Origin of the sequence: Pseudomonas sp. B6001 (assembly GCF_013386015.1) — a bacterium.
In the GTDB taxonomy this organism is placed as follows: Bacteria; Pseudomonadota; Gammaproteobacteria; order Pseudomonadales; family Pseudomonadaceae; genus Aquipseudomonas.
Window position 1 is genome coordinate 16,141 of sequence record NZ_JACAOX010000018.1, and the last position, 19,861, is coordinate 36,001.

General features: G+C 60.2%; 19 protein-coding genes and 1 pseudogene. 10 read left to right on the forward strand and 10 right to left on the reverse strand.

The genetic code is table 11. The annotated features are described in order from the left end of the window. Positions 1-72: 72 nt before the first annotated feature. A complete protein-coding gene (locus HX821_RS19790) occupies positions 73-1,149 on the forward strand; it encodes a 3-deoxy-7-phosphoheptulonate synthase (RefSeq protein ID WP_003218719.1) in 1,077 nt (358 codons plus the stop codon). A 114-nt stretch (positions 1,150-1,263) separates the two neighbouring features. Here HX821_RS19790 and HX821_RS19795 read toward each other — a convergent pair whose 3' ends face one another. Beyond that, positions 1,264-1,545, reverse strand: a complete 282-nt coding sequence (locus HX821_RS19795; protein ID WP_003189869.1) for a GNAT family N-acetyltransferase — start codon at positions 1,543-1,545, stop codon at positions 1,264-1,266. Between the two features lie 626 nt (positions 1,546-2,171). Here HX821_RS19795 and oprI point away from each other — a divergent pair. Continuing rightward, positions 2,172-2,423 (forward strand): outer membrane lipoprotei OprI, encoded by a 252-nt coding sequence (gene oprI, locus HX821_RS19800; protein WP_003172710.1) that lies wholly within the window; start codon positions 2,172-2,174, stop codon positions 2,421-2,423. A gap of 132 nt (positions 2,424-2,555) precedes the next feature. Here the strand turns inward: oprI and HX821_RS19805 are convergent, their stop codons facing one another. From HX821_RS19805 to HX821_RS19815, 3 genes are all read right to left on the reverse strand, one after another. Beyond that, on the reverse strand, positions 2,556-3,524 hold the full coding sequence (locus HX821_RS19805; RefSeq protein WP_008437756.1) for a L,D-transpeptidase family protein: 969 nt from the start codon (positions 3,522-3,524) through the stop codon (positions 2,556-2,558). 72 nt (positions 3,525-3,596) lie between these two features. Further along, positions 3,597-3,890: a hypothetical protein gene (locus HX821_RS19810; protein ID WP_003218723.1), complete on the reverse strand. Its 294-nt coding sequence runs from the start codon at positions 3,888-3,890 to the stop codon at positions 3,597-3,599. A 58-nt stretch (positions 3,891-3,948) separates the two neighbouring features. Next, positions 3,949-4,554 carry an arylesterase gene (locus HX821_RS19815; protein ID WP_003218725.1) on the reverse strand — a complete coding sequence of 202 codons (606 nt, stop codon included), beginning with the start codon at positions 4,552-4,554 and terminating at the stop codon, positions 3,949-3,951. A gap of 10 nt (positions 4,555-4,564) precedes the next feature. Here HX821_RS19815 and HX821_RS19820 point away from each other — a divergent pair, with 10 nt between their 5' ends. Next, positions 4,565-5,248 carry an ABC transporter ATP-binding protein gene (locus tag HX821_RS19820; protein WP_003218726.1) on the forward strand — a complete coding sequence of 228 codons (684 nt, stop codon included), beginning with the start codon at positions 4,565-4,567 and terminating at the stop codon, positions 5,246-5,248. Then, entirely contained in the window at positions 5,248-7,758 is a 2,511-nt protein-coding gene (locus tag HX821_RS19825) for an ABC transporter permease (protein WP_003218728.1), read from the forward strand. The genes HX821_RS19820 and HX821_RS19825 overlap by 1 nt, the downstream gene beginning before the upstream one ends. 46 nt (positions 7,759-7,804) lie before the next feature. On the opposite strand, the gene greB is transcribed toward HX821_RS19825, so the two are convergent. Both greB and HX821_RS19835 read right to left on the reverse strand, forming a co-directional pair. Next, positions 7,805-8,278 carry a transcription elongation factor GreB gene (gene greB / locus HX821_RS19830; RefSeq protein ID WP_008437752.1) on the reverse strand — a complete coding sequence of 158 codons (474 nt, stop codon included), beginning with the start codon at positions 8,276-8,278 and terminating at the stop codon, positions 7,805-7,807. Positions 8,279-8,430: 152 nt separating this feature from the next. Then, the gene (locus HX821_RS19835; protein WP_177036257.1) at positions 8,431-9,660 is read right to left on the reverse strand and encodes a hypothetical protein; all 1,230 of its coding nucleotides are present in this window, start codon (positions 9,658-9,660) and stop codon (positions 8,431-8,433) included. A gap of 304 nt (positions 9,661-9,964) precedes the next feature. On the opposite strand from HX821_RS19835, the gene HX821_RS19840 reads away from it, so the two are divergent. Genes HX821_RS19840 through HX821_RS19850 form a run of 3 tightly spaced genes read left to right on the forward strand, consistent with a single transcriptional unit; the run spans position 9,965 to position 13,434 of the window. Further along, complete coding sequence (locus HX821_RS19840) at positions 9,965-10,891, forward strand: ABC transporter ATP-binding protein (RefSeq protein WP_177036258.1); 927 nt, start codon at positions 9,965-9,967, stop codon at positions 10,889-10,891. After that, positions 10,888-11,613, forward strand: a complete 726-nt coding sequence (locus HX821_RS19845) for an ABC transporter permease (protein WP_177036259.1) — start codon at positions 10,888-10,890, stop codon at positions 11,611-11,613. Before HX821_RS19840 ends, HX821_RS19845 begins: the two co-directional genes overlap by 4 nt. A 15-nt stretch (positions 11,614-11,628) precedes the next feature. Next, entirely contained in the window at positions 11,629-13,434 is a 1,806-nt protein-coding gene (locus tag HX821_RS19850; protein WP_177036260.1) for a Gldg family protein, read from the forward strand. A 4-nt stretch (positions 13,435-13,438) separates the two neighbouring features. On the opposite strand, the gene HX821_RS19855 is transcribed toward HX821_RS19850, so the two are convergent. From HX821_RS19855 to HX821_RS19865, 3 genes are all read right to left on the reverse strand, one after another. Further along, positions 13,439-13,747 (reverse strand): hypothetical protein, encoded by a 309-nt coding sequence (locus tag HX821_RS19855; RefSeq protein WP_003218736.1) that lies wholly within the window; start codon positions 13,745-13,747, stop codon positions 13,439-13,441. Between the two features lie 255 nt (positions 13,748-14,002). After that, complete coding sequence (locus HX821_RS19860) at positions 14,003-14,437, reverse strand: DoxX family protein (RefSeq protein ID WP_003218737.1); 435 nt, start codon at positions 14,435-14,437, stop codon at positions 14,003-14,005. A gap of 104 nt (positions 14,438-14,541) precedes the next feature. Beyond that, positions 14,542-15,963, reverse strand: coding sequence for a transglycosylase SLT domain-containing protein (locus HX821_RS19865; RefSeq protein ID WP_003218738.1), 1,422 nt, complete (start codon positions 15,961-15,963; stop codon positions 14,542-14,544). Positions 15,964-16,201: 238 nt separating this feature from the next. On the opposite strand from HX821_RS19865, the gene HX821_RS19870 reads away from it, so the two are divergent. From HX821_RS19870 to HX821_RS19880, 3 genes and pseudogenes are all read left to right on the forward strand, one after another. Continuing rightward, positions 16,202-17,008 (forward strand): TatD family hydrolase, encoded by an 807-nt coding sequence (locus tag HX821_RS19870; RefSeq protein ID WP_003218739.1) that lies wholly within the window; start codon positions 16,202-16,204, stop codon positions 17,006-17,008. A 96-nt stretch (positions 17,009-17,104) separates the two neighbouring features. Further along, the gene (locus HX821_RS19875) at positions 17,105-18,586 is read left to right on the forward strand and encodes a methyl-accepting chemotaxis protein (protein WP_003218740.1); all 1,482 of its coding nucleotides are present in this window, start codon (positions 17,105-17,107) and stop codon (positions 18,584-18,586) included. Positions 18,587-18,694: 108 nt separating this feature from the next. Next, positions 18,695-18,952 (forward strand): annotated as a pseudogene (locus tag HX821_RS19880) (terminase); the annotation flags it as partial. A gap of 19 nt (positions 18,953-18,971) precedes the next feature. Here HX821_RS19880 and HX821_RS19885 read toward each other — a convergent pair. Then, complete coding sequence (locus HX821_RS19885) at positions 18,972-19,769, reverse strand: acyl-CoA thioesterase II (protein ID WP_008437738.1); 798 nt, start codon at positions 19,767-19,769, stop codon at positions 18,972-18,974. Positions 19,770-19,861 lie beyond the last annotated feature (92 nt).

The following is a 19,861-nucleotide window of genomic DNA, read 5'->3' on the forward strand; positions in this document are numbered from 1 at the left end:
CTTAAATCATGCTGTGCTCCGCCGCACGGGGATCGCTGGCGGCCGGCACCCGTGACCCTGACGAGTAACACGATGGCTGATTTACCGATCAACGACCTTAACGTCGAATCCAACGAGACCCTGATCACGCCCGATCAGCTCAAGCGCGAAATCCCCCTGAGCGACGCTGCCCTGCAGACCGTCACCAAGGGCCGCGAAGTCATCCGTGAGATTCTCGACGGCACCGACCACCGCCTGTTCGTGGTCATCGGGCCGTGCTCGATCCATGACCTCAAGGCTGCCCACGAATACGCCGAGCGCCTGAAGGTGCTGGCGGCGGAAGTGTCCGACACCTTGTACCTGGTGATGCGTGTCTATTTCGAGAAGCCGCGTACCACCGTCGGCTGGAAAGGCTTGATCAACGACCCGTACCTGGACGACTCGTTCAAGATCCAGGACGGCCTGCACATCGGTCGTCAATTGCTGCTGGACCTGGCGGAAATGGGCCTGCCGACGGCAACCGAAGCCCTGGACCCGATTTCCCCGCAGTACCTGCAAGACCTGATCAGCTGGTCGGCAATTGGTGCACGCACCACCGAATCCCAGACTCACCGCGAAATGGCTTCCGGCCTGTCCTCGGCCGTGGGTTTCAAGAACGGTACCGATGGCGGCCTGACCGTGGCGATCAACGCCCTGCAGTCGGTCTCCAGCCCGCACCGCTTCCTGGGCATCAACCAGGAAGGTGGCGTGTCCATCGTCACCACCAAGGGCAACGCCTACGGTCACGTGGTACTGCGTGGCGGCAATGGCAAGCCCAACTATGATTCGGTCAGCGTGGCCTTGTGCGAACAGGCGCTGAACAAGGCGAAGATCAAGCCGAACATCATGGTCGATTGCAGCCACGCCAACTCCAACAAGGACCCGGCCCTGCAACCGCTGGTGATGGAGAACGTGGCCAACCAGATTCTGGAAGGCAACCAGTCGATCATCGGCCTGATGGTCGAAAGCCACCTGAACTGGGGCTGCCAGGCGATTCCAAAGGACCTGGCCGACCTGCAATACGGCGTGTCGATCACCGATGCGTGCATCGACTGGTCTGCCACCGAGACCACCTTGCGCAGCATGCACGCCAAGCTCAAGGACGTGTTGCCCAAGCGCCAGCGCGGCTGAGCACAGACTGCGGACACAAAAACGCCGGGCTAAACCCGGCGTTTTTTTTGATCGTTCCCCCGCCCTGCGTGGGAATGCATCCTGGGATGCTCTGCGTACCGCCCTACTCAATGCTCAAAGCTTCGCGGCATGGCGCTGGTGGCGCTCCATGTAGCGCTCAACGTAGGAGCAGGACGGGATCACCGTATAACCTGCCTCTTCGGCGAACTTCAACGCTTCCTCGGTCAGCGCGGCAGCAATGCCACGGCCGCGCAATGCGTTGGGCACGAAGGTGCGATAGATATCCAGGGTCTGCTTCCCGAGATCCATATAGGTCAGATAGGCACGATGACCGTCCACATTGGTCTCGAACTGATGACCAGCCTGGTCATGGTGGATGGACAACGCCTCGCTCATCACTACTCCTCGCGGGTCTTGGTTTCTGACCCCTACCTTACCGATGTTTTTCCGGCGAAGGAACATCTACGCCACCCGGTGCCGGTTTCGACAACGAGAAAAGCGGCCAGTGCCTTGCACTAGCGCTCACAACCAGCACAGGGAAATAGTAGGCGCCAATCGCACAATTGCTCAAGACGCGCTCGTCTTCCGTTGCGCTGGCGGACATAGAAAGGGCCAATCGAGATTCCTTACGTCGATGGCCTGAACATTGCCGGCAGTTGAAGCTTGAGACGAACACGCGCTCTTAAAGTCACCTCAACATGCACAAAAGATACCGAATGGCGAAAAGACAATCTGAACAATAGTGTCAGGGACGATATATAAAATGACTTATGTTTACATGGCTTAACACATGCCAGCCGGCCCTTTCAGGCTGGATCCAATCCTCGGCCGAGTGCAAAAATCTGCATATTTTTTATACAGACTCTCGAAAGATTAGCCAAAATAGATTGGACGCGAGAATTTTTTTTGCTTCTTGCGCTACGTCAGTTTACTTACTACAAGTAATGGGTAGTATGTACGCCGGCTATTAGCTCACTCTGAGAAAGTAGCCATTTAATAGAAAGTCCTTGAAGGGGAACACGATGAACAACGTTCTGAAATTCTCTGCTCTGGCTCTGGCCGCAGTTCTGGCTACCGGTTGCAGCAGCGTCTCCAAAGAAACCGAAGCTCGTCTGACTGCAACTGAAGACGCAGCAGCACGCTCCCAGGCTCGTGCAGACGAAGCCTACCGTAAAGCTGATGAAGCTCTGGCTGCTGCTCAAAAAGCACAACAGACTGCTGACGAAGCTAACGAGCGCGCTCTGCGCATGCTTGAAAAAGCAAGCCGCAAGTAATAATCCTCCGGGGTTGTTATCAAGCCGATCCATTCTTGGATCGGCTTTTTTTTGCCTGTGATTTGGCTGGATTCCAGACAATAAAAAACCCGTCACCGCGCGAGGCGATAACGGGTTATGGATCGTGCAGGCTTACTGCTGCAGATCGACCGGCGTACTCGATACCATCGGCGCCCCGCCGGGTACACCGATTTCCGTCGGCAAACCGTCTTCAGCCGCAACCACGTCACGCACCTGGTCCCAGTTGACCCGCAGGTTGCTGGACAGGTCTTCACGCTTGAGCAAGGCGTTGATGACGGCGGTGTGCTTGTCGACGACCGATGGGGTGCCATCGTCGTTCAGCGGCGTATGGGCTTCCAGGTAGACCTTGCCCCCGGCCGCGCCGAACTTGTAGGCGTCGTTGATAATCCGCACCGACGTGCCCACCGGCACCATGTCGGCCATTTCCAGCACGTTGTTGTTGAACATGCGGAAGCAACCGTGGCTGGTACGGGTACCGATGCCGAACTTCATGTTGGAACCGTGGATCAGGTAGCCCGGCGTGCCGAGGGTGAACTTGAACGGCCCCAGCGGGTTGTCCGGGCCCGCCGGCACGACGTTGGGCAACGGGTCGCCATTGGCGGCGTGTTCTGCCTTGATCGAGGCTGGCGGGGTCCAGGTCGGGTTTGGGATCTTGCCCGTGATGGTGGTGTGGGCCACTGGCGAGCCCCAGCCTTCACGGCCAATCCCCAACGGGAACGTGTACACCACGTTCTGGCCCTTGGGGTAGTAGTAGAGCCGGTACTCCGCCAGGTTGATCACGATGCCTTCACGCGGGCCGGGCGGCAGGATGAAGCGCGTCGGCAACACGATCTCGGTACCCGCTCCCGGCAGCCAGGCATCCACGCCCGGGTTGGCCGCGACCATCTCCGAATAACCCAGGTCGTAGGTGGTGCCGAGGTCCGCGAAGGTATCTTCGTACTTGGCCTTGATCACCTGGACCTGGCCAACGATATCTTCACCCGGTGGCGGCAAAGGCAACTGCAAGGCTGCAGCAGGACCGGCCGCGCAGAGCGCAGCGAGAGACAGGCAGCAGGTGACGGCGGAAAGGCGCGACAACATCCGGGAATTCCTTCGCAGATCGACGGGTAGTAGAAAATGGATTGTACACGGCTGCCCGGCGGGCACCCATATTCAAAGCTCGAAGCGCAGCTCCGGCCAGATCGGCGGTGTGCCGCGTTTTTGCGACTCGAGGATCGCCCGGCACAGGGGGCACAAACGCTGGTCCTGGAAGATCGAGCGATCCACCGATGACCAGCGCGGCTGGGCAGGCAACAACGTGCCGCAGAGGGTGCGGTCGATGGACCCGCCCAACTCCAATTGACGCGTCACCAGATGCACCCGGACTTCCTGGCAGGCGAACAGATCCAGCTGTTCGTCAGGCTCGATCAGTTGGTAGGCAAACAGTGACCAGGCAGGACGCGACATCGGGGGCTCCAAATCGGGGGGGCGCCACCTTAGCCGAAAGACCGCTGCTAGAAAAGCGTCATAGCAGTGGTTTTAGCGTTGGCCAGACATTTTCCAGCAACTTGCCCTGCGCGCCAACCGCCGGGTGCAATTGGTCAGCCTGCATCAGGTCCGGATGACCACCGACGCCTTCAAGGAAAAACGGCACCAGCGGGACGCTTTTTTCCTTGGCCAGGGCCGGGTAGACATTAGCAAACGCGGTGGTGTATTTCGGCCCGTAATTAGGCGGCAACTGCATGCCCAGCAGCAGCACCTTGGCACCGCTGGCCTTGGACTGTTCAATCATCGATGCAAGATTTTGTTTCAATTGCTCGGGTGGCTGCCCACGCAGGCCGTCATTGCCGCCCAGCTCAATGATCACCAGGTCCGGCTTATGCTCTGCAAGCGCCGCCGGCAGCCGCGCCCGGCCTCCGGCACTGGTGTCGCCGCTGATAGAGGCGTTGACCACTTTATCGTCGAAACCTTCGCTCTTGAGCCGTTGTCCCAACAACGCTACCCACCCTTTGCTGGTATCCAGCCCGAAACCGGCACTGATACTATCGCCAACGATCAGGACTGTACCCGCCGCTGCGTTCTGGGCCATGCACATCAAGGCCAGGCCAGCACTCAAAAACCACATTCGCATTGGATTCTCCATGGGCGCAAGCATTCTCACCGCGCGAAACCTTAGCAAAGTGGTTCCCAGCGCGGAAGGTGAACTGACTATCCTGCACGAACTGAGCCTGGAACTGAACAAGGGCGATAGCCTGGCTATCGTCGGCGCCTCCGGTTCCGGCAAATCCACCCTCCTCGGCCTGCTGGCCGGCCTCGACCTGCCCAGCAGTGGCGAAGTCACCCTCGCCGGCCAGGCCCTGAGTACCCTCGACGAAGACCAGCGTGCACGCATCCGCGCCGAGCACGTGGGGTTTGTGTTCCAGTCCTTCCAGTTGCTCGACAGCCTCAACGCGCTGGAAAACGTGATGCTGCCCCTGGAGCTGGACGGTCGCAAGGACGCCCGCGAGCGCGCCAAACACCTGCTGGAGCGTGTCGGCCTGGGCCAGCGTCTCACCCACTCGCCGCGCCAACTCTCGGGGGGTGAGCAGCAACGGGTAGCGATTGCCCGGGCGTTTGCTGCCGAACCGGACGTGCTGTTTGCCGATGAACCCACCGGCAACCTCGACAGCCATACCGGCGAGCGCATCAGCGACCTGCTGTTCGAACTCAACAAAGAGAGCGGCACGACCCTGGTGCTGGTGACCCATGACGAGCGCCTGGCCCACCGTTGCCGTCGCCTGATCCGTCTTGAAGCCGGCCTGATGGTCGCGCCCCTGGAGCCTTGATGGCACGCTTGCCCTTGTTGCGCCTGTTCAGCCTTGCCCTTCGCCAGTTGCTGCGCGATGCCCGCGCCGGCGAACTGCGTGTGCTGTTCTTCGCCCTGCTGGTGGCCGTGGCCGCCAGCACCGCCATCGGTTACTTCGGTGCCCGCCTGAACGGCGCGATGATGTTGCGCGCCACCGAGTTCCTGGCGGCCGACCTGGTGCTGGAAGGCAGTTCACCCGCCCGCACCGAGCAAATCCAGAGTGGCACCGAGCTGGGCCTGCAGCACGCCAGGGTGGTGGAATTCTCCAGCGTGATTGCCACTGACGCTGGCATCCAGCTGTCCAGCATCAAGGCGGTCAACGAGGCGTATCCGTTGCGCGGCGAGCTGAAGAGCGCCGCCGAACCCTTCGCCGAAGAAACTGCCGGAGGTGGCCCCAAACCCGGTGAAGCCTGGGTGGAAGCACGGCTGTTGACGGCACTGAACCTGAAAATCGGCGACAGCATCGACGTCGGCATGAAGACCCTGCGCCTTTCGCGCGTGCTGACCTATGAGCCGGATCGCGCCGGCAACTTCTATAGCCTGACGCCCAGGGTGATGATCAACCTGGCCGACCTTGACGCCACCGGCGTGGTGCAGCCCGGCAGTCGCGTGAGTTATCGCGACCTGTGGCGCGCGCCACAAGGCGGCACCGTGCTGCAAACCTATCGCGACCTGGTCAAGCCCGGCCTGGCTGCCAACCAGCGGCTGCAGGATGCGCGCGACGGCAACCAGCAGATCGGCGGCGCGCTGGGCAAGGCCGAACGTTACTTGAACATGGCCAGCCTGGTGGCGGTGCTGCTCTCCGGCGTGGCCGTGGCGCTCTCGGCCAATCGCTTCGCCAGCCGACGCTTTGATGCCAGCGCCCTGCTGCGCTGCCTCGGGTTGTCGCGACGCGAAACCATGTTGCTGTTCAGCCTGCAATTGGCCGTGCTGGGGTTGCTGGCCAGCCTGACCGGCGCCCTGCTCGGCTGGCTGGCGCAATTGGGCCTGTTTGCGCTGTTGCATGACCTGCTGCCGGCGGACGTTCCACCCGGCGGGCTGCTGCCGGCCGTTGCCGGGATTGGCACCGGGCTGGTAGCCCTCGCCGGTTTCGCCCTGCCGCCGCTGGCCGCCCTGGGGCGGGTGCCGCCACTGCGGGTATTGCGCCGCGACTTGCTGCCAATCCCTTCCAGCACCTGGATGGTCTACGGCGCCGCACTCTTCGCCCTGGGCCTGATCATGTGGCGCTTGAGCCTCGACCTGGTGCTGACCTTCGCCCTGCTGGGCGGCGGCGTGATTGCCGCGCTGGTTCTCGGCGGCCTGCTGCTCCTGTTGCTGCAAAGCCTGCGACGCCTGCTGGCCCGGGCCTCCCTGCCCTGGCGCCTGGGGCTGGGCCAGTTGCTGCGTCATCCCCTGGCGGCCGCGGGGCAGTCACTGGCGTTCGGGCTGATCCTGTTATCCATGGGCTTGATCGCGTTGTTGCGCGGCGAATTGCTGGACACCTGGCAGAACCAGTTGCCCAAGGACGCCCCCAACTATTTCGCCCTGAACATCCTGCCCGCCGACAAAGACACCTTCGGCGCACGCCTGCTGGAATTACAGGCGCAATCGGCTCCGCTGTATCCGGTGGTACCGGGACGACTGATCAGCATCAATGGCTCGCCAGTGCAGGAGATTGTCAGCAAGGACTCCAGCGGCGATCGTGCAGTACAGCGAGACTTGAGCCTGACCTGGGCCGCCGACCTGCCACCGGGCAACAAGCTGACGGCGGGCTCCTGGTGGACGGCGCAACCGACCGACGAGATTCCAGGCGTCTCGGTGGAGGCCAAGGTCGCCGACAGCCTGAAACTCAAGCTCAACGATCACCTGGTGTTTACCGTCGGCGGGGAAAACCGCGAAGCGCGGGTCACCAGCCTGCGGGAAATCAACTGGGACAACTTCCAGCCCAACTTCTTCATGATCTTCCAGCCCGGCACCCTGAAGGACCTGCCGGCCACCTACCTGACCAGCTTCTACCTCGCACCCGGCCATGACCAACAGATCGTCGACCTGTCCCGGGCCTTCCCGGCGGTGACCATCCTGCAGGTGGAGGCACTGCTGGAACAACTGCGCAGCATCCTGGCCCAGGTCACCCTGGCGGTGGAGTACGTGCTGTTGTTTGTCCTGGCGGCGGGGATGGCCGTGTTGTTCTCCGGGCTCCAGGCAACCCTCGATGAGCGGATTCGCCAGGGCGCCCTGCTGCGGGCGCTGGGGGCTGAGCGCAAGTTGCTGGTCAAGGCCCGGCGTATCGAGTTCGGGTTGTTGGGCGCAGTCAGCGGGCTGTTGGCAGCGCTGGGCACCGAACTGGTGACACTGGTGCTGTACCGCTACGCGTTCGACCTGACCTGGCACCCGCATCCGTGGCTATTGCTGCTGCCGGTGATCGGCGCCGTGCTGATCGGCGGTGCCGGCGTGTTCGGCACCCGCCGCGCACTGAATGCCAGCCCGTTGACGGTGCTGCGCGAGGGCTGAAAACGCAAATGGCCCGCACGCGTTCATGCGTACGGGCCATCCGTTGTCACTTCACATATTCGATAGCGGTGATCCACCAGCACACTTCGCCACTCGGGGTCTGCACGAGCGCCTCGTCATCCACTTCCTTGCGCAACAGTGCCCGGGCCATGGGTGAGTCGATGGAGATGTAGTCCATACGCTCATAGATCTCGTCGTACCCCACGATGCGAAACCGCTTGGTCTCGCCCTGTTCGTTTTCAATCTCCACCCAGGCGCCGAAAAACACCTTCCCTTCCTGCTCGGGCATGTACTCGACCACGCGCATGTCTTCCAGGCGCTTGCGTAAATAACGCACCCGACGATCAATTTCCCGCAGCAGCTTCTTGTTGTACTGGTAGTCGGCGTTTTCGCTCCTGTCCCCCAGGGAGGCCGCCCACGTCACTTTGCGGGTGGTATCAGGGCGCTTTTCTCGCCACAGGTAATCAAGCTCCTTTTTCAGGGCTTCATGACCTTCTTTGGTAATCAGCTTGGTGCTCAAAAGCTCTACATCCCCTGGAAGTTTGCATTTTTCAGACCCGCTGCCGCATCAGGCACAACGCATTTAACGCCCGATGTCGGCTGTGGGGGTCGATGATAAATGAACTCGGGAAAGTAGCCAGACCCACCGGCGGATTCCGGCAACGACGCGTATCAGTCAGCCTCCGGCTGGGTCGGGCCGCATTCAGGCTGGCCGCGCCCGTTCTCGCCAAGCCATGCAAGTGACTCATCCAGGGATTGAAGCGTAACCCTCAGGTTGTCCCGCAGGACAGGCAACTGGAACAGCGCAGCTGTCAGCTGTTGCTCCTTGAGGCGCACCGCAAGGTCACGGTCATGCAACTGGGCTTCCTGGCTCTCCAGGTAGCGCGCACGCTCGTCCATTCGACGCTGCTCTGTCTGGTTCAGCGCCGAGCTGCCAGCCAGATGCTCCTCCCGGAGGGCCAGCGTGCGGGCCAACTGTTCCAGGGACGTTTCCTTTTCGGCAATCCTATCGGCACTCCGCTGACTCTCCTGCTCAAGGTCAGCCTTTTCCTGGCGCAGTTCGAGACGCAACTGATCAAGCGCTTCTTCCTGCTTGAGCACGCTGAGCTTTTGCTGCGTCAGCTCCTGTGACAATCGGGAAAGATTGGCCAGCGTATCGTCCACTTCAAACAACGAGGCTGACTCATTCCGGGCAGGCATGGGCGGCGGCGCCTGGGGGACCGTTTCAGGTTGTTGGACTATGGGCGCCGGCAGTGGCGCAGCGACAGCAGGCGCCTCAATCGGTGCCTGTAGTGGCGCCTCAACGAGCGGCTCGGATATCTCGAGCTCAGCCTCGGGCGACTGCGTCACCGGCTCGGGCAATGACCGCGCAGGCTCTGAAGGATCGGGGGACCTGGGAGCAGACACCATTCTTGAGGAGAAACGAATCGACGGCACGATCAACGTATTGCTTTCAATGGCGGGCAAACCGGGCGCCGACGTTCCCAGGGTAATCACCTTCATCACCAGGGATTTCTTGATCGTCAACGAGTGATGATCTTCAGGCCTGGCCGGGGGCAATTTGCAGCCTTTCAAATCAACAAAATGAAAGGGAATCTGAGTTTCGCCGCTGCTTGCAGATTTTGCCCCGGGAGCAGCCGCGAGCGTCAGGATTTGCTTGAAGACATGGGTCGCTATTTGCAGGTCTTCCTTGGAGTCTATCGCCCCCAGAAAGTAACGTTCGGACTTTTTGCGCAACGCTGCGATGTACACCCGTGAACTACCGGGCTCTGTTTCTTCATCCAGACTGTAGGCAAGAAAGTTTGAAGAGATCTGCGCCACCGCAAAACCACAAAGCAGTGCACCATTGACCGGTGCATCATGCCCGGACTGTTCAAGAACAAGGGTACGTAGAAGCAGCATGACATCAGGCTCCATTTCAAATTGGCATAAACTTTAAATAAACACCAAATAAACAACGACTGTAATTAAATCATCAAAAGCAAAACAATTGTTTCAGCGAGTCATAGTCTGGCATGTAGGACTTATCTTATTCAGCCCCCTCAGCATTTCCAAGAGCGTTTATTGAACGTACCATTTTTTAACAGTGCGACGTCGGAAAAGCTTCAACATAAAAAGATTTCAAGCATTGAATTTCGAACATTCACAACCTGCTGTTCACCCAGGTTAATCCAGCCTTGCCATATCCATTCAGTAGAAAAGCATAATGATCGAGATAACGAGCCTGACAAAAACCATGGGCGAAAAAAACATTATTCATGACTTCTCATTCAACGCCCAACCCCAGGAATGCCTCGGGCTGTTTGGAAATGATGGTGCGGGAAAAACAACTATTATCAAAATGATCTCAGGCTCGACTACACCCTCTTCAGGTCATATAAAAATATTCGGTAACGATATCGCCCTGAACGCATTCCAGGCAAAGAAAGTCACCGGCTACCAGCCAGAGCGACTCTTGAGCCATGGTGCAATGAGTGTAAAGGCCTTTCTCGGTTTCATTGCCGAAATACGCGGATTCCGCGGCGCGGAAAAACGCAAGATGATTGACCGGGCAGTTGCACGGCTTGAGTTGTGGCGGATACTCAAAAGCCCGGTGGAAACCCTCACGGACGGGTTGAAACGCAAGGTAGCCATCGCCCAGGCAATCCTGCATGACCCCGGCCTGCTGTTGCTCGACGAGCCAACAGAAGGTCTGAGTGCCGACCAGAAACACAAAGTCAGAATGCTCATCAAGTCGCTCAGCGACGAGATGACGATCATTGTCGCGTCCCGTGCGCCGGAAGAACTGACCGGTATTTGTACCCGCGCACTGGTGATAGCCGACGGCCGATTGGTGGCAGACGCTTCGGTGCCCGAACTGCAGCGCAGCTCCCGTCATCACCAGGCGGTCACCCTTGCAGCCGACACACCGCTGGACCTGTTGGCCCTGGCGGTATTGCCCGGGGTCGCCGGCATCGAGGAAGACCGCGAGACTCCCGGCACAGTGACCGTACTCGCCCTGCCGGGGCAAATCATCTACCCCCACATCAATGCACTGGTCACCCAGCGCCGCTGGAAGCTCAATGCCCTGAACCTGGAAGCCGGGCGCCTGGATGACGTTGTGCACCATATGAGCCAGGAGGCATCGATTTGAAACTTCTCCCGGTCATATTCAAGCGTCAACTGGTCAGTTATTTTTCGGCTCCCGTCACTTACCTGAGCACTGCGGTTTTCCTGACCGCCGCTGCTGTATTTGGCTTCCACTCAACCCGGTTACTGGAAGTCGGCAGTGCCGACTTGCAGGGCTTCTTCCAGTTGCACCCCTGGCTCTACTTACTGTTGACACCTGTTCTATGCACTCGGCTTTGGGCCGACGAGCCCACCACCGGTTCCATGGAGTTGCTGAAAACCCTGCCCGTCACACGTTTCGAGATAGTGGTCGGAAAGTTTCTGGCGGCCTGGATTGTTTCCGGCGTGGCCCTGCTGTTGACCTTCCCGATAGTCATCACCGTCAACTATTTTGGCAATCCGGACAATACAGTCATTGCGTCACAATACCTGGGAAGTTGGGTATTGGCCGGATGTTATCTATCCGTGGGTTGTTTTATCTGCGCACTGACACACCATCGCGCGATTATATTCACCGTAACCCTGTGCTTGCTGCTGACCGCCAGTGGCCTGTCATCCATTCTTGATGCGATTGAACATCAAGTTCCGGTATGGCTGATTGACCGCCTTCTTTCCCTGAGCCCGTCTGCGCGTTTTGACGCCATTGACCAAGGGGTACTGGCTCTTCAAGACAGTTTGTACTTCATCAGTATGATCATCGCCTTTCTTGGCGCGACGGTCATTGTCCTGAATGTAAGAAACGGTTGAGAAGGACACATCACGATGAAAACGCGACTAAGTGCCAGCCTCACAATTATCACGCTCCTGTTACTGTTTCTCGCTTTTAACCTGGTCTGGGCACTGAAACTTCCAAATCCACGGCTGGATTTTTCGGAACAGAACATCCATACACTTTCCGATCCTGTACAGACTATGCTCGGTTCACTGGAAAGACCGGTGGATCTGTACTTCTTCAATTCAAGCAACCGTGCACACAAAGCCAACGCCGTTGAAAGCTACGCTAAACGGGTAGAGCTGTTGCTCAAGGAATATGAAAAAGCGGCAAAGGGCAAAATCAACCTGCACCTCATCGACCCCACCCCTTTTTCTGAAGATGAATACAAAGCCAGGTTACTGGGACTTGACGAACAACACGGATTCTTCGGCCTGGTGGGTACCAGCGCGGGCCATGCGCCCCATAGCATCCCGTCATTCAGCCCGGACCGGGAGTCACTGCTGGAGTATGAAATCAGCCATTTGATTCATAAGGTGATCCACCCCGAGCAACCCATTGTGGGCGTGATCTCCCGGCTGCCAATAAACGGTGAGCGAGATGAACGCAACGGCGTTAATACGCCTCCTTGGCAGGTGTTGCAGGAGATCCGTCGCCAGTTCAACGTGGTGAGCCTGGAGCCGGGTATCGCGCAAATTCCTGAACACGTCAAAACCCTGATGGTGATTCATCCCGGCAACCTGCCTGACCAAACCCTCTACGCAATAGACCAGTTTGTATTGGGCGCAGGCAAGTTGATGATGTTTATCGACCCGCTTGTCGGGCTGGACACCAGCGTCACGGCCCCGGAAAACCCCAGGCTGGAGGCATTGCTGTCCGCCTGGGGCATCCAGATGCCCGCGAACAAGGTGATTGCCGATCGCGACTATGCCACTTCGGTGATCCTGACCACAGGCCAGCCGCCTGTGCGCCATCCCGCGGCACTGACCTTGCCCCGCCAGGCGATGGCACAGGATGACATCAGCGCCTGGAAACTTCACAACGTCAACGTCTTGAGCAGCGGCGCCCTGGCCCCTGCCAAGAGAAGCCGCATGACCTTCACCCCGTTGCTGCAAAGCTCCGCGCACGCCGCGCTGTTTGAGGCAGAGCGCTTCGCCCTGCCAGCGCAGCTCAATTCACTGATCAATGAAACAGCCACTCGCGCTCAACAACAGGTGATCGCCGCCCGCGTCGAAGGGCCCGCCTATTCCGCCTTTCCTGACGGCATCAGTGGGCGTAACACCGGCTTGCAAAAGGCTGCGAACATCCATGTGGTTGTGGTCGCCGACACTGACCTGCTCAGCGATCGTGTGTCTGGAATGCTCCAGAAGCATGGCGCGGCGGGTAGCCCGTTGTCAGATAACGCGATGTTTGTATTGAACACCCTGGACAACCTGGCGGCGCCCGATGCACTGATGAACATTCGCCCCCGCGCAGGCGGTGCTCGATCACTGCAGGTGCTGCAGGCAATGCGCGAAGACGCGGCACTGGCCTACGGTGAGAAGTCCGCCGAACTGGCGCAACGCCTGGAACAAACGGAAAAGGAATGGCAACTGCTCAACCCCCCGACAATTTCCCCGGGCCCTCAGGCTGCAACCTCCAACACACTGCTGCAAGCGCTCAACAAGGAGCGGTTGCGAATCCCCATGGAAATTCACGCGCTGAAGGTCCAGTCATACGCCGAGGTTCACGCCCTGGAACGCAAAGTGAAGCTGCTCAATATCGTGCCTGTACCGCTGATACTGTGCCTGATTGCGGGGGGTATTTTCCTGTCGCGTCGCCGTCGCCGGCACCTGCCTTCAGCAGCGTTCTACTGAGGGCTCAACGCCGGGCGATCAGCCCTTGCCGGGCAATGCGGGTCAGTTGGCGTATCACTTCGCCCGCGTCGCTGGCACTGGGCGCCTGAATGACGGCCAGGTCGAAGCTGTTGGACGCAAAGCGCGCAAGGGAGTCGCCGTCTTCGACAAACTGGATCAGAAAGGCCGAAGGCCGCCCCGTGCGGCGCGGCCAGCCATCCAGATAGCGCAGCAACGTCGGCTGATGCTTGCCGCCCAAGAGGATTTTAGGATTGCGTTGGGTCAGGTCCGCGGTGATCGGGGCCAGGCGTATGAGGGGGCGTAGTGCATTCATTGTGTCGTGTCTCTGCCTCAAAAGTCTGCGGGCAGGTGAGAGGCAACACCGAACCAGCGCTTTAGCGGAATTTCGAAGCTGGCCTATGGCTCTGGCTTCTGTCGGGACTGTGATCAGTCACCGGTGGCGCCCCGCAATTAGCTGTTTAAATCGGCGCATGGGCAACATCCTAGAGAAGCCTGTAGGGCGGTGTCAAGAATCCCGAGCAACGAAAAGGCCCGCACTGGGCGGGCCTTTTAAGGGGGGGTCGCGGTATCAGTGAGTGATGGCGCGGTCTGCGGACAATTTGCCCGCACCTTCCAACAACACGGCAAGCGTACCGCCCAGCAGCGCCAGGGCGAACTCGTAGCCGTTGTTGGCCATGAACAAACCGTTATGGATATGCACCGAGAAAATCGCCACCAGGGAAATGATCGACAGGCCGAGTGCCGCCGGCCGTGCCAGCAAGCCAATGATCAGCGCCAGCCCGGCGAAGAACTCGGTACCACCGGACAGCACCGCCATCAGGGTACCTGGGGCCAGGCCGATACTTTCCATCCACTGGGCAGTGCCCGCCAGGCCGCCGCCGCCAAACCAGCCAAAGAGTTTTTGCGAACCGTGGGCGGCGAAGATGATCCCGACAAAAATCCGCAGGACAGTCAGGCCGTAGCCGGCGCGGGTGGAGAGGATGCGGGTGATCAATGGGCTCATGCTGATAATCCTTTTCAAGGTAGGGGTTGGGTTGGCCGCTATATTAATCAGTTTAAACAATGATAAAAGCCGATAAAGCGGCTCATTATGATCGAATTAATAGATCATTTACGTGAGGCAACCCGTGGCGCTGCCGGCTCCAACGACTCCCGCTCACGATCAAACGCCAGGTAATACTTGTTCACGCTATTAACATAGCTGACGCCGCTCATTCCCACCTGCTCCATGGCAATGCGCTCGACCTGGAAAAACCATTGGTTTGGGTTAAGCCCCCGCCGCCGCGCCTCGGCACGCATTCCCTGGACCCGCTCGGGCCCCATGTTGTAGGCCGCCAGCACAAACGCCATGCGCTCGCGCTCGTTGAGCTTGGGGCTTGAGAAGAACTTGCGCCGGATCATCGCCAGGTACCGCGCGCCCGCCTGCACATTGCTGTCCAGGCTTTCGATGTTGTTCACCCCGACCCGCTGCGCCGCCGATGGCGTGATCTGCATCAGCCCGGTGGGGCCGCCGCTGCTGCGAGCGCCAGGGTCCAGGGCAGACTCCTTGAACGCCAGCGCGGCCAGGTTCAGCCAGTCCATGCCCTGCTCGCGGGCATGCTTTTGCAGCACCGGGCGCAGCTTTTCCAGGCGCTGGCGGTCGACGCGAGCCAGTGGATAACGTACCTGGTAGAGGCGGCGGTAGATGCGCTGGAACGCCACATCCTGATCGGACGGCGTGCGGTAGGTCTTGAGGAAGCGATCAATACTGGCCCGCAGCATCGAGGCATCCTGGCGCACAAACCAATACTCTTCGCCCGGCTCGCTGATGGTCACTTGCCGGTCGAAACGCAGCTTGGGCAGGATCTTCGCCCAGCGTTCGGCAATCGGCCGCTCGACAATGGTCAGGTGGAAAATCCCGGCCTGGACCATCTCCAGCACGTCCTCTACCGCGAGGCTCGGATCCACCCATTCCACCTTCACCGGCGGCAATTTGTGCAGCGCCAGCTTTTGGTTGACCTGGCTGATCGCATCCGACGCGGCACTGCCCGTGGTCAAGGCCAGCGTGCGCCCGGACAGTTGCTCCAGCCGGGTAAACCGCCGCTCGCCCTTCAGCCCCACCAGCCATAACGGCACGTCGCTGGCGATCGGGTCGCTGGTGGCAATCTTGTGGGCGGCCTTCACATCCAGCAATTCGCCGGGTGCCACCAGGTCGCCCTCGCCACGGGCCAATGCGCCAATCAGCTGATCCTTGGCCTTGGGAATAATCTTGAGGTTGATTTCCTCGCCGTCACGGGCGTGACCGTTGAGGTATTGCTCGAAAGCGCGCAGGCGATGGTATTCAACACCGATGGCCTGGCCCTGGACTTCGCCGGAACTGTTGCGGCTCTGGTTGACCAATACCCGCAAGGTGCGGCTGCTGCGGATTTCCGCAAGGTCGCGGACCTTGCCGGGCCGGGTCACTTCCAGCGGCCCGTCCAGACGCGCAACCGCCGCCATGGGCAACAGTAACGTCAGGCACAACACAAGCAACGCCGAGGGTCGGATCATCCGCTCTCCGGAAGAAAGAATACTGCCCATTGCTTCGCGAAAAACGAGGCGTTGGGGGACAGAAACAGAGCGCCATGAGCGCAGGCTTTGGGCGCAAGGGTGGCACGGCAGATGGCGACAAACCAAACACGGTGTTACTTGCGACTTTCAAAGACAGCTTTAACTCGTTGTAGTTCTTGGCTTTTCTTATAAATCTACAGCTCTGATATGCTTTCCGACCGCAGGCGGAGGTAGCACCATGCAACTCATTGATATCGGCGTCAACCTGACCAACCCAAGTTTCGACGAAAAGCACCAGGCCGTTCTCGACCGTGCCTACGCCGCCGGGGTGAGCCAATTGGTGCTCACCGGTACCAGTGTCGACGGCAGCGAACAGGCCCTGGAGCTGTGCCAGCAACTGGACGAAAGTGGCCAACGCCTGTTCGCCACCGCCGGCATTCACCCCCACTCTGCCAGTGACTGGAACGCCGAAAGCGCCAGGCGCCTGCGCGGCCTGCTCAAGGAAAGTCGCGTGCGTGCGGTGGGTGAATGCGGGCTGGATTTCAACCGGGATTTCTCACCGCGCCCCCAGCAGGAAAAAGTCCTCGAAGAACACCTGGCCCTGGCCGTGGAGTTGAAGCTCCCGGTATTCCTCCACGAACGTGACGCCAACCAGCGCCTGCTGGAAATCCTGCGGGACTACCGCGATCACCTGTCAGCCGCCGTGGTGCACTGCTTCACCGGCGAGCAGCGGGCGCTGTTCAGCTACCTCGACCTGGACCTGCATATCGGTATCACCGGCTGGATCTGTGACGAGCGCCGTGGGACGCACCTGCATCCGCTGGTCAGGGAAATCCCCCGGGGCCGCCTGATGCTGGAAAGCGACGCGCCCTACCTGCTGCCTCGCACCCTGCGGCCCAAGCCGAAAAACGGTCGCAACGAACCCGCCTATTTACCGGAAGTCCTACGGGAGGTCGCGTTGCACCGCGAAGAAACCGTGGAAGACCTGGCGCAACACAGCACCGCCTGTGCCCGCGCCTTTTTTGGATTGCCTGTGCCGGATTGACGCGGCGCATTGACCCATATCAAAACCCGGCATCCCGATAGCGGCACAATAATGGCACCTTGCCAATGCTGTTTCCGCTATCAGAGAAAACCTTCCATGGGTGCCTGGCTTAGCAACATCTCGCTGAAGTACAAATTCTGGGCCGTGAACGCGGTCGCCTTCATCACTACCCTGCTGCTGGTGTTGTACGCCGTGCAGCTCGAACAACAGGCCCGCAGCCAGGCCGCGCAGGCGTCGGCGCAAGCCCAGGGGCGCTTGCTCGGTGCCTGGCCCGCCGGCCAGCCACTGCCCAAGGGCGAGCACTGGCTGACGTTTGCCAGGGGCAAAGTCCCACAACTGGGCGACGAAGATCTGTCAGCCCTGGCCAACGCCAGTGGCTGGGTGGATTTCAATCACATGCCACTGCTCGGCGAAAACCCGCTGATGGGCGCCGAAGTAATCAGCCGTGCCGACGGTCAACAGGTCGCCGTGCTGGCCTACGGGCCCAGCTTGAGCCAAGTGTTCGAAGAACGCTTCGCCAACTACGCCGTAGCGGTGATGATTCTGATGCTGGCCATGCTCGGCGCCTCACAGCTGCTGATCCGCTTTCTCCTCAGCCAGCTCAACACCTTGAAAGACGTGATGCTGCACGTCGAGAAAACCGGCGACCTCTCGGCCCGCGTCCCCCTGGCCTGCAAGGATGAAGTCGGGCAGATGGCCAGCGCCTTCAACGCGATGCAGGCGGGTTATCAACGGGTGGTCAACACGGTTGCGCGCACCGCCAGGCAACTGGACGACGGCGCCGCACGCCTGGCCAGCAGCATGAACGAGGTGCAGCACGGCATGCTCGGCCAGCAAAGCGAAACCGACCAGGCCGCCACGGCGATCAACGAGATGACCGCCACCGTCTACCACATCGCCCAGCACGCCGGCGCCACCCGCGACCTGTCCCAGACGGCCGACACTCTCGCCGGCAGCGGCCAGGAAGTGGTCAGCCGGGTACAGCGCTCGATTGCCGGGCTGTCCACCGGCGTGCAGCAGACCGCCGAAATGATCCAGAAGCTGGCCGAGGACAGCCAGAAAATCAATGGCGTGGTCGGGGTGATTCACAGCATCGCCGAACAGACCAACCTGCTGGCCCTCAACGCCGCCATCGAAGCCGCCCGCGCCGGCGAAATGGGCCGGGGTTTTGCCGTGGTCGCCGACGAAGTGCGCAACCTGGCCAAGCGGGTGCAAAGTTCCACCGATGAAATCACCCGCATGGTGTCCGCCCTGCAAGCCGGCACCCGGGACGCGGTGGACTTCATGCAGGAAAGCTCGTTCAAGGCCGACGACTGTGTGCAACAGGCTCAAGAAGCCGGGATTGCCCTCGCCGAGATCACCGGCGCGGTGGCGCAGATGCGCGAGAGCAACACGCAGATTGCCGTGGCTGCCGAGCAGCAAAGCCATGTGGCCGAGGAAATGAACCGAGCGGTGGTGAGCATTCGGGACGTCACCGAAAACACCGTGCAGCAGACAGTAGACTCGGCGACCACCAGCAATGAGCTGGCGACCCTGGCCGGGGAACTGAGCAAAGCCATCGGCCAGTTGCGGCTCTAAACCCTAAAGGGGTGGCTATGGCCCCCATAGCCATCCTTGATTCGCGGCCCCACCCTGCCCGACCTAAACTCTGCTCAAGATGTTTCAACGGACAGAGGAATCACGATCATGGGCAAACGTCATCCGAATATCCCCGCCTGGCAATGGCGCACCCACCCGCAAAATCACCAGCACGGGACCAATCAAGTGTTGCAGCTGATTGCGCTGCCACTCCTGGTCATCGGTTTTCTGTTGATGGCATCGGGCGTGTTCAGCGAGAACCTGGCGAGTGCCGCCATCGGTATCGTCGGCATTCTGGCAGCCCTTGGATTGCAGCATCACGGTCGTCGCCTGGAGGCACGCGGCAGCGACGCCTCCAGCGATCAACACTTGCTGGTCTGAGGACTCAGGCGAACACCACCACCGACTGGCGGCTGATAGCGATCAACTGGCCGTCGGGGCTCCACAACTGCGCAGCCGCATGGCCATAGCCATCGCGGGCGTGCTCGATGTGGACCAGGTATTGGCACCAGTCCAGGGTGCTCAGGTTTTGCAGCGGTTGGACAAATTCGATGGTCCAAGTCAGGGTGCTGCCGGCCGCCGGTTGTTTCAGGTGCGGCAACACCGACGGTGGCCACGCATCCACCAGCGCGAGGATGTGCGCTTCGGTCAGCGGCTCTTCTTTTACATCGCCACGCAAGCGCACCCAGCCGCCCATCTCCCGGGATGTATTGCCGGTGAACGGCAGGCCACCGACGCTCCAGCGCATCGCCAGGTGGCGCATGAACTCCGGCGTCACGCCTTTGATGTAGGGCAACTCCTGGCATTCATCCCAATGCTTGAAGGTGGGCGCCGGTTCGGCGGCGACGTCAATCTGCGAAGGCCGTGATGCGCCAAAACTGGCCTGCACCAGGGTCATCGTTTCACCGTTCTGCACCACACGTCCCAGCACTTGGCTGACGGCCTTGCCTTCGCGCAGCACTTCAACTTCGTAGCGGGCCGGCACGTCCGGCGCCACCGGGCCCACAAAGGTGATCGCCAGTGAGCGCAACGGGCGATCCGCCGGGACCTTCGCCCGCAAGGCCTCGTACTCCAACGCCGCAACCAGCCCGCCAAAGCTGGCGCGGCCCTGGGCCCATTCGGCCGGGATCGAAACGTCCAACGGGTGGCTGCGGGCAGCGTCGAGCAAATCACTAAAGCGCATGGCGGTCTCAACTTGAAAAAGGAGTTGAGGGATCTTAACCAGCCGGCCTACACCACGCAGCGCCTATTCCGGCCAAAATCCCGGACAGATAG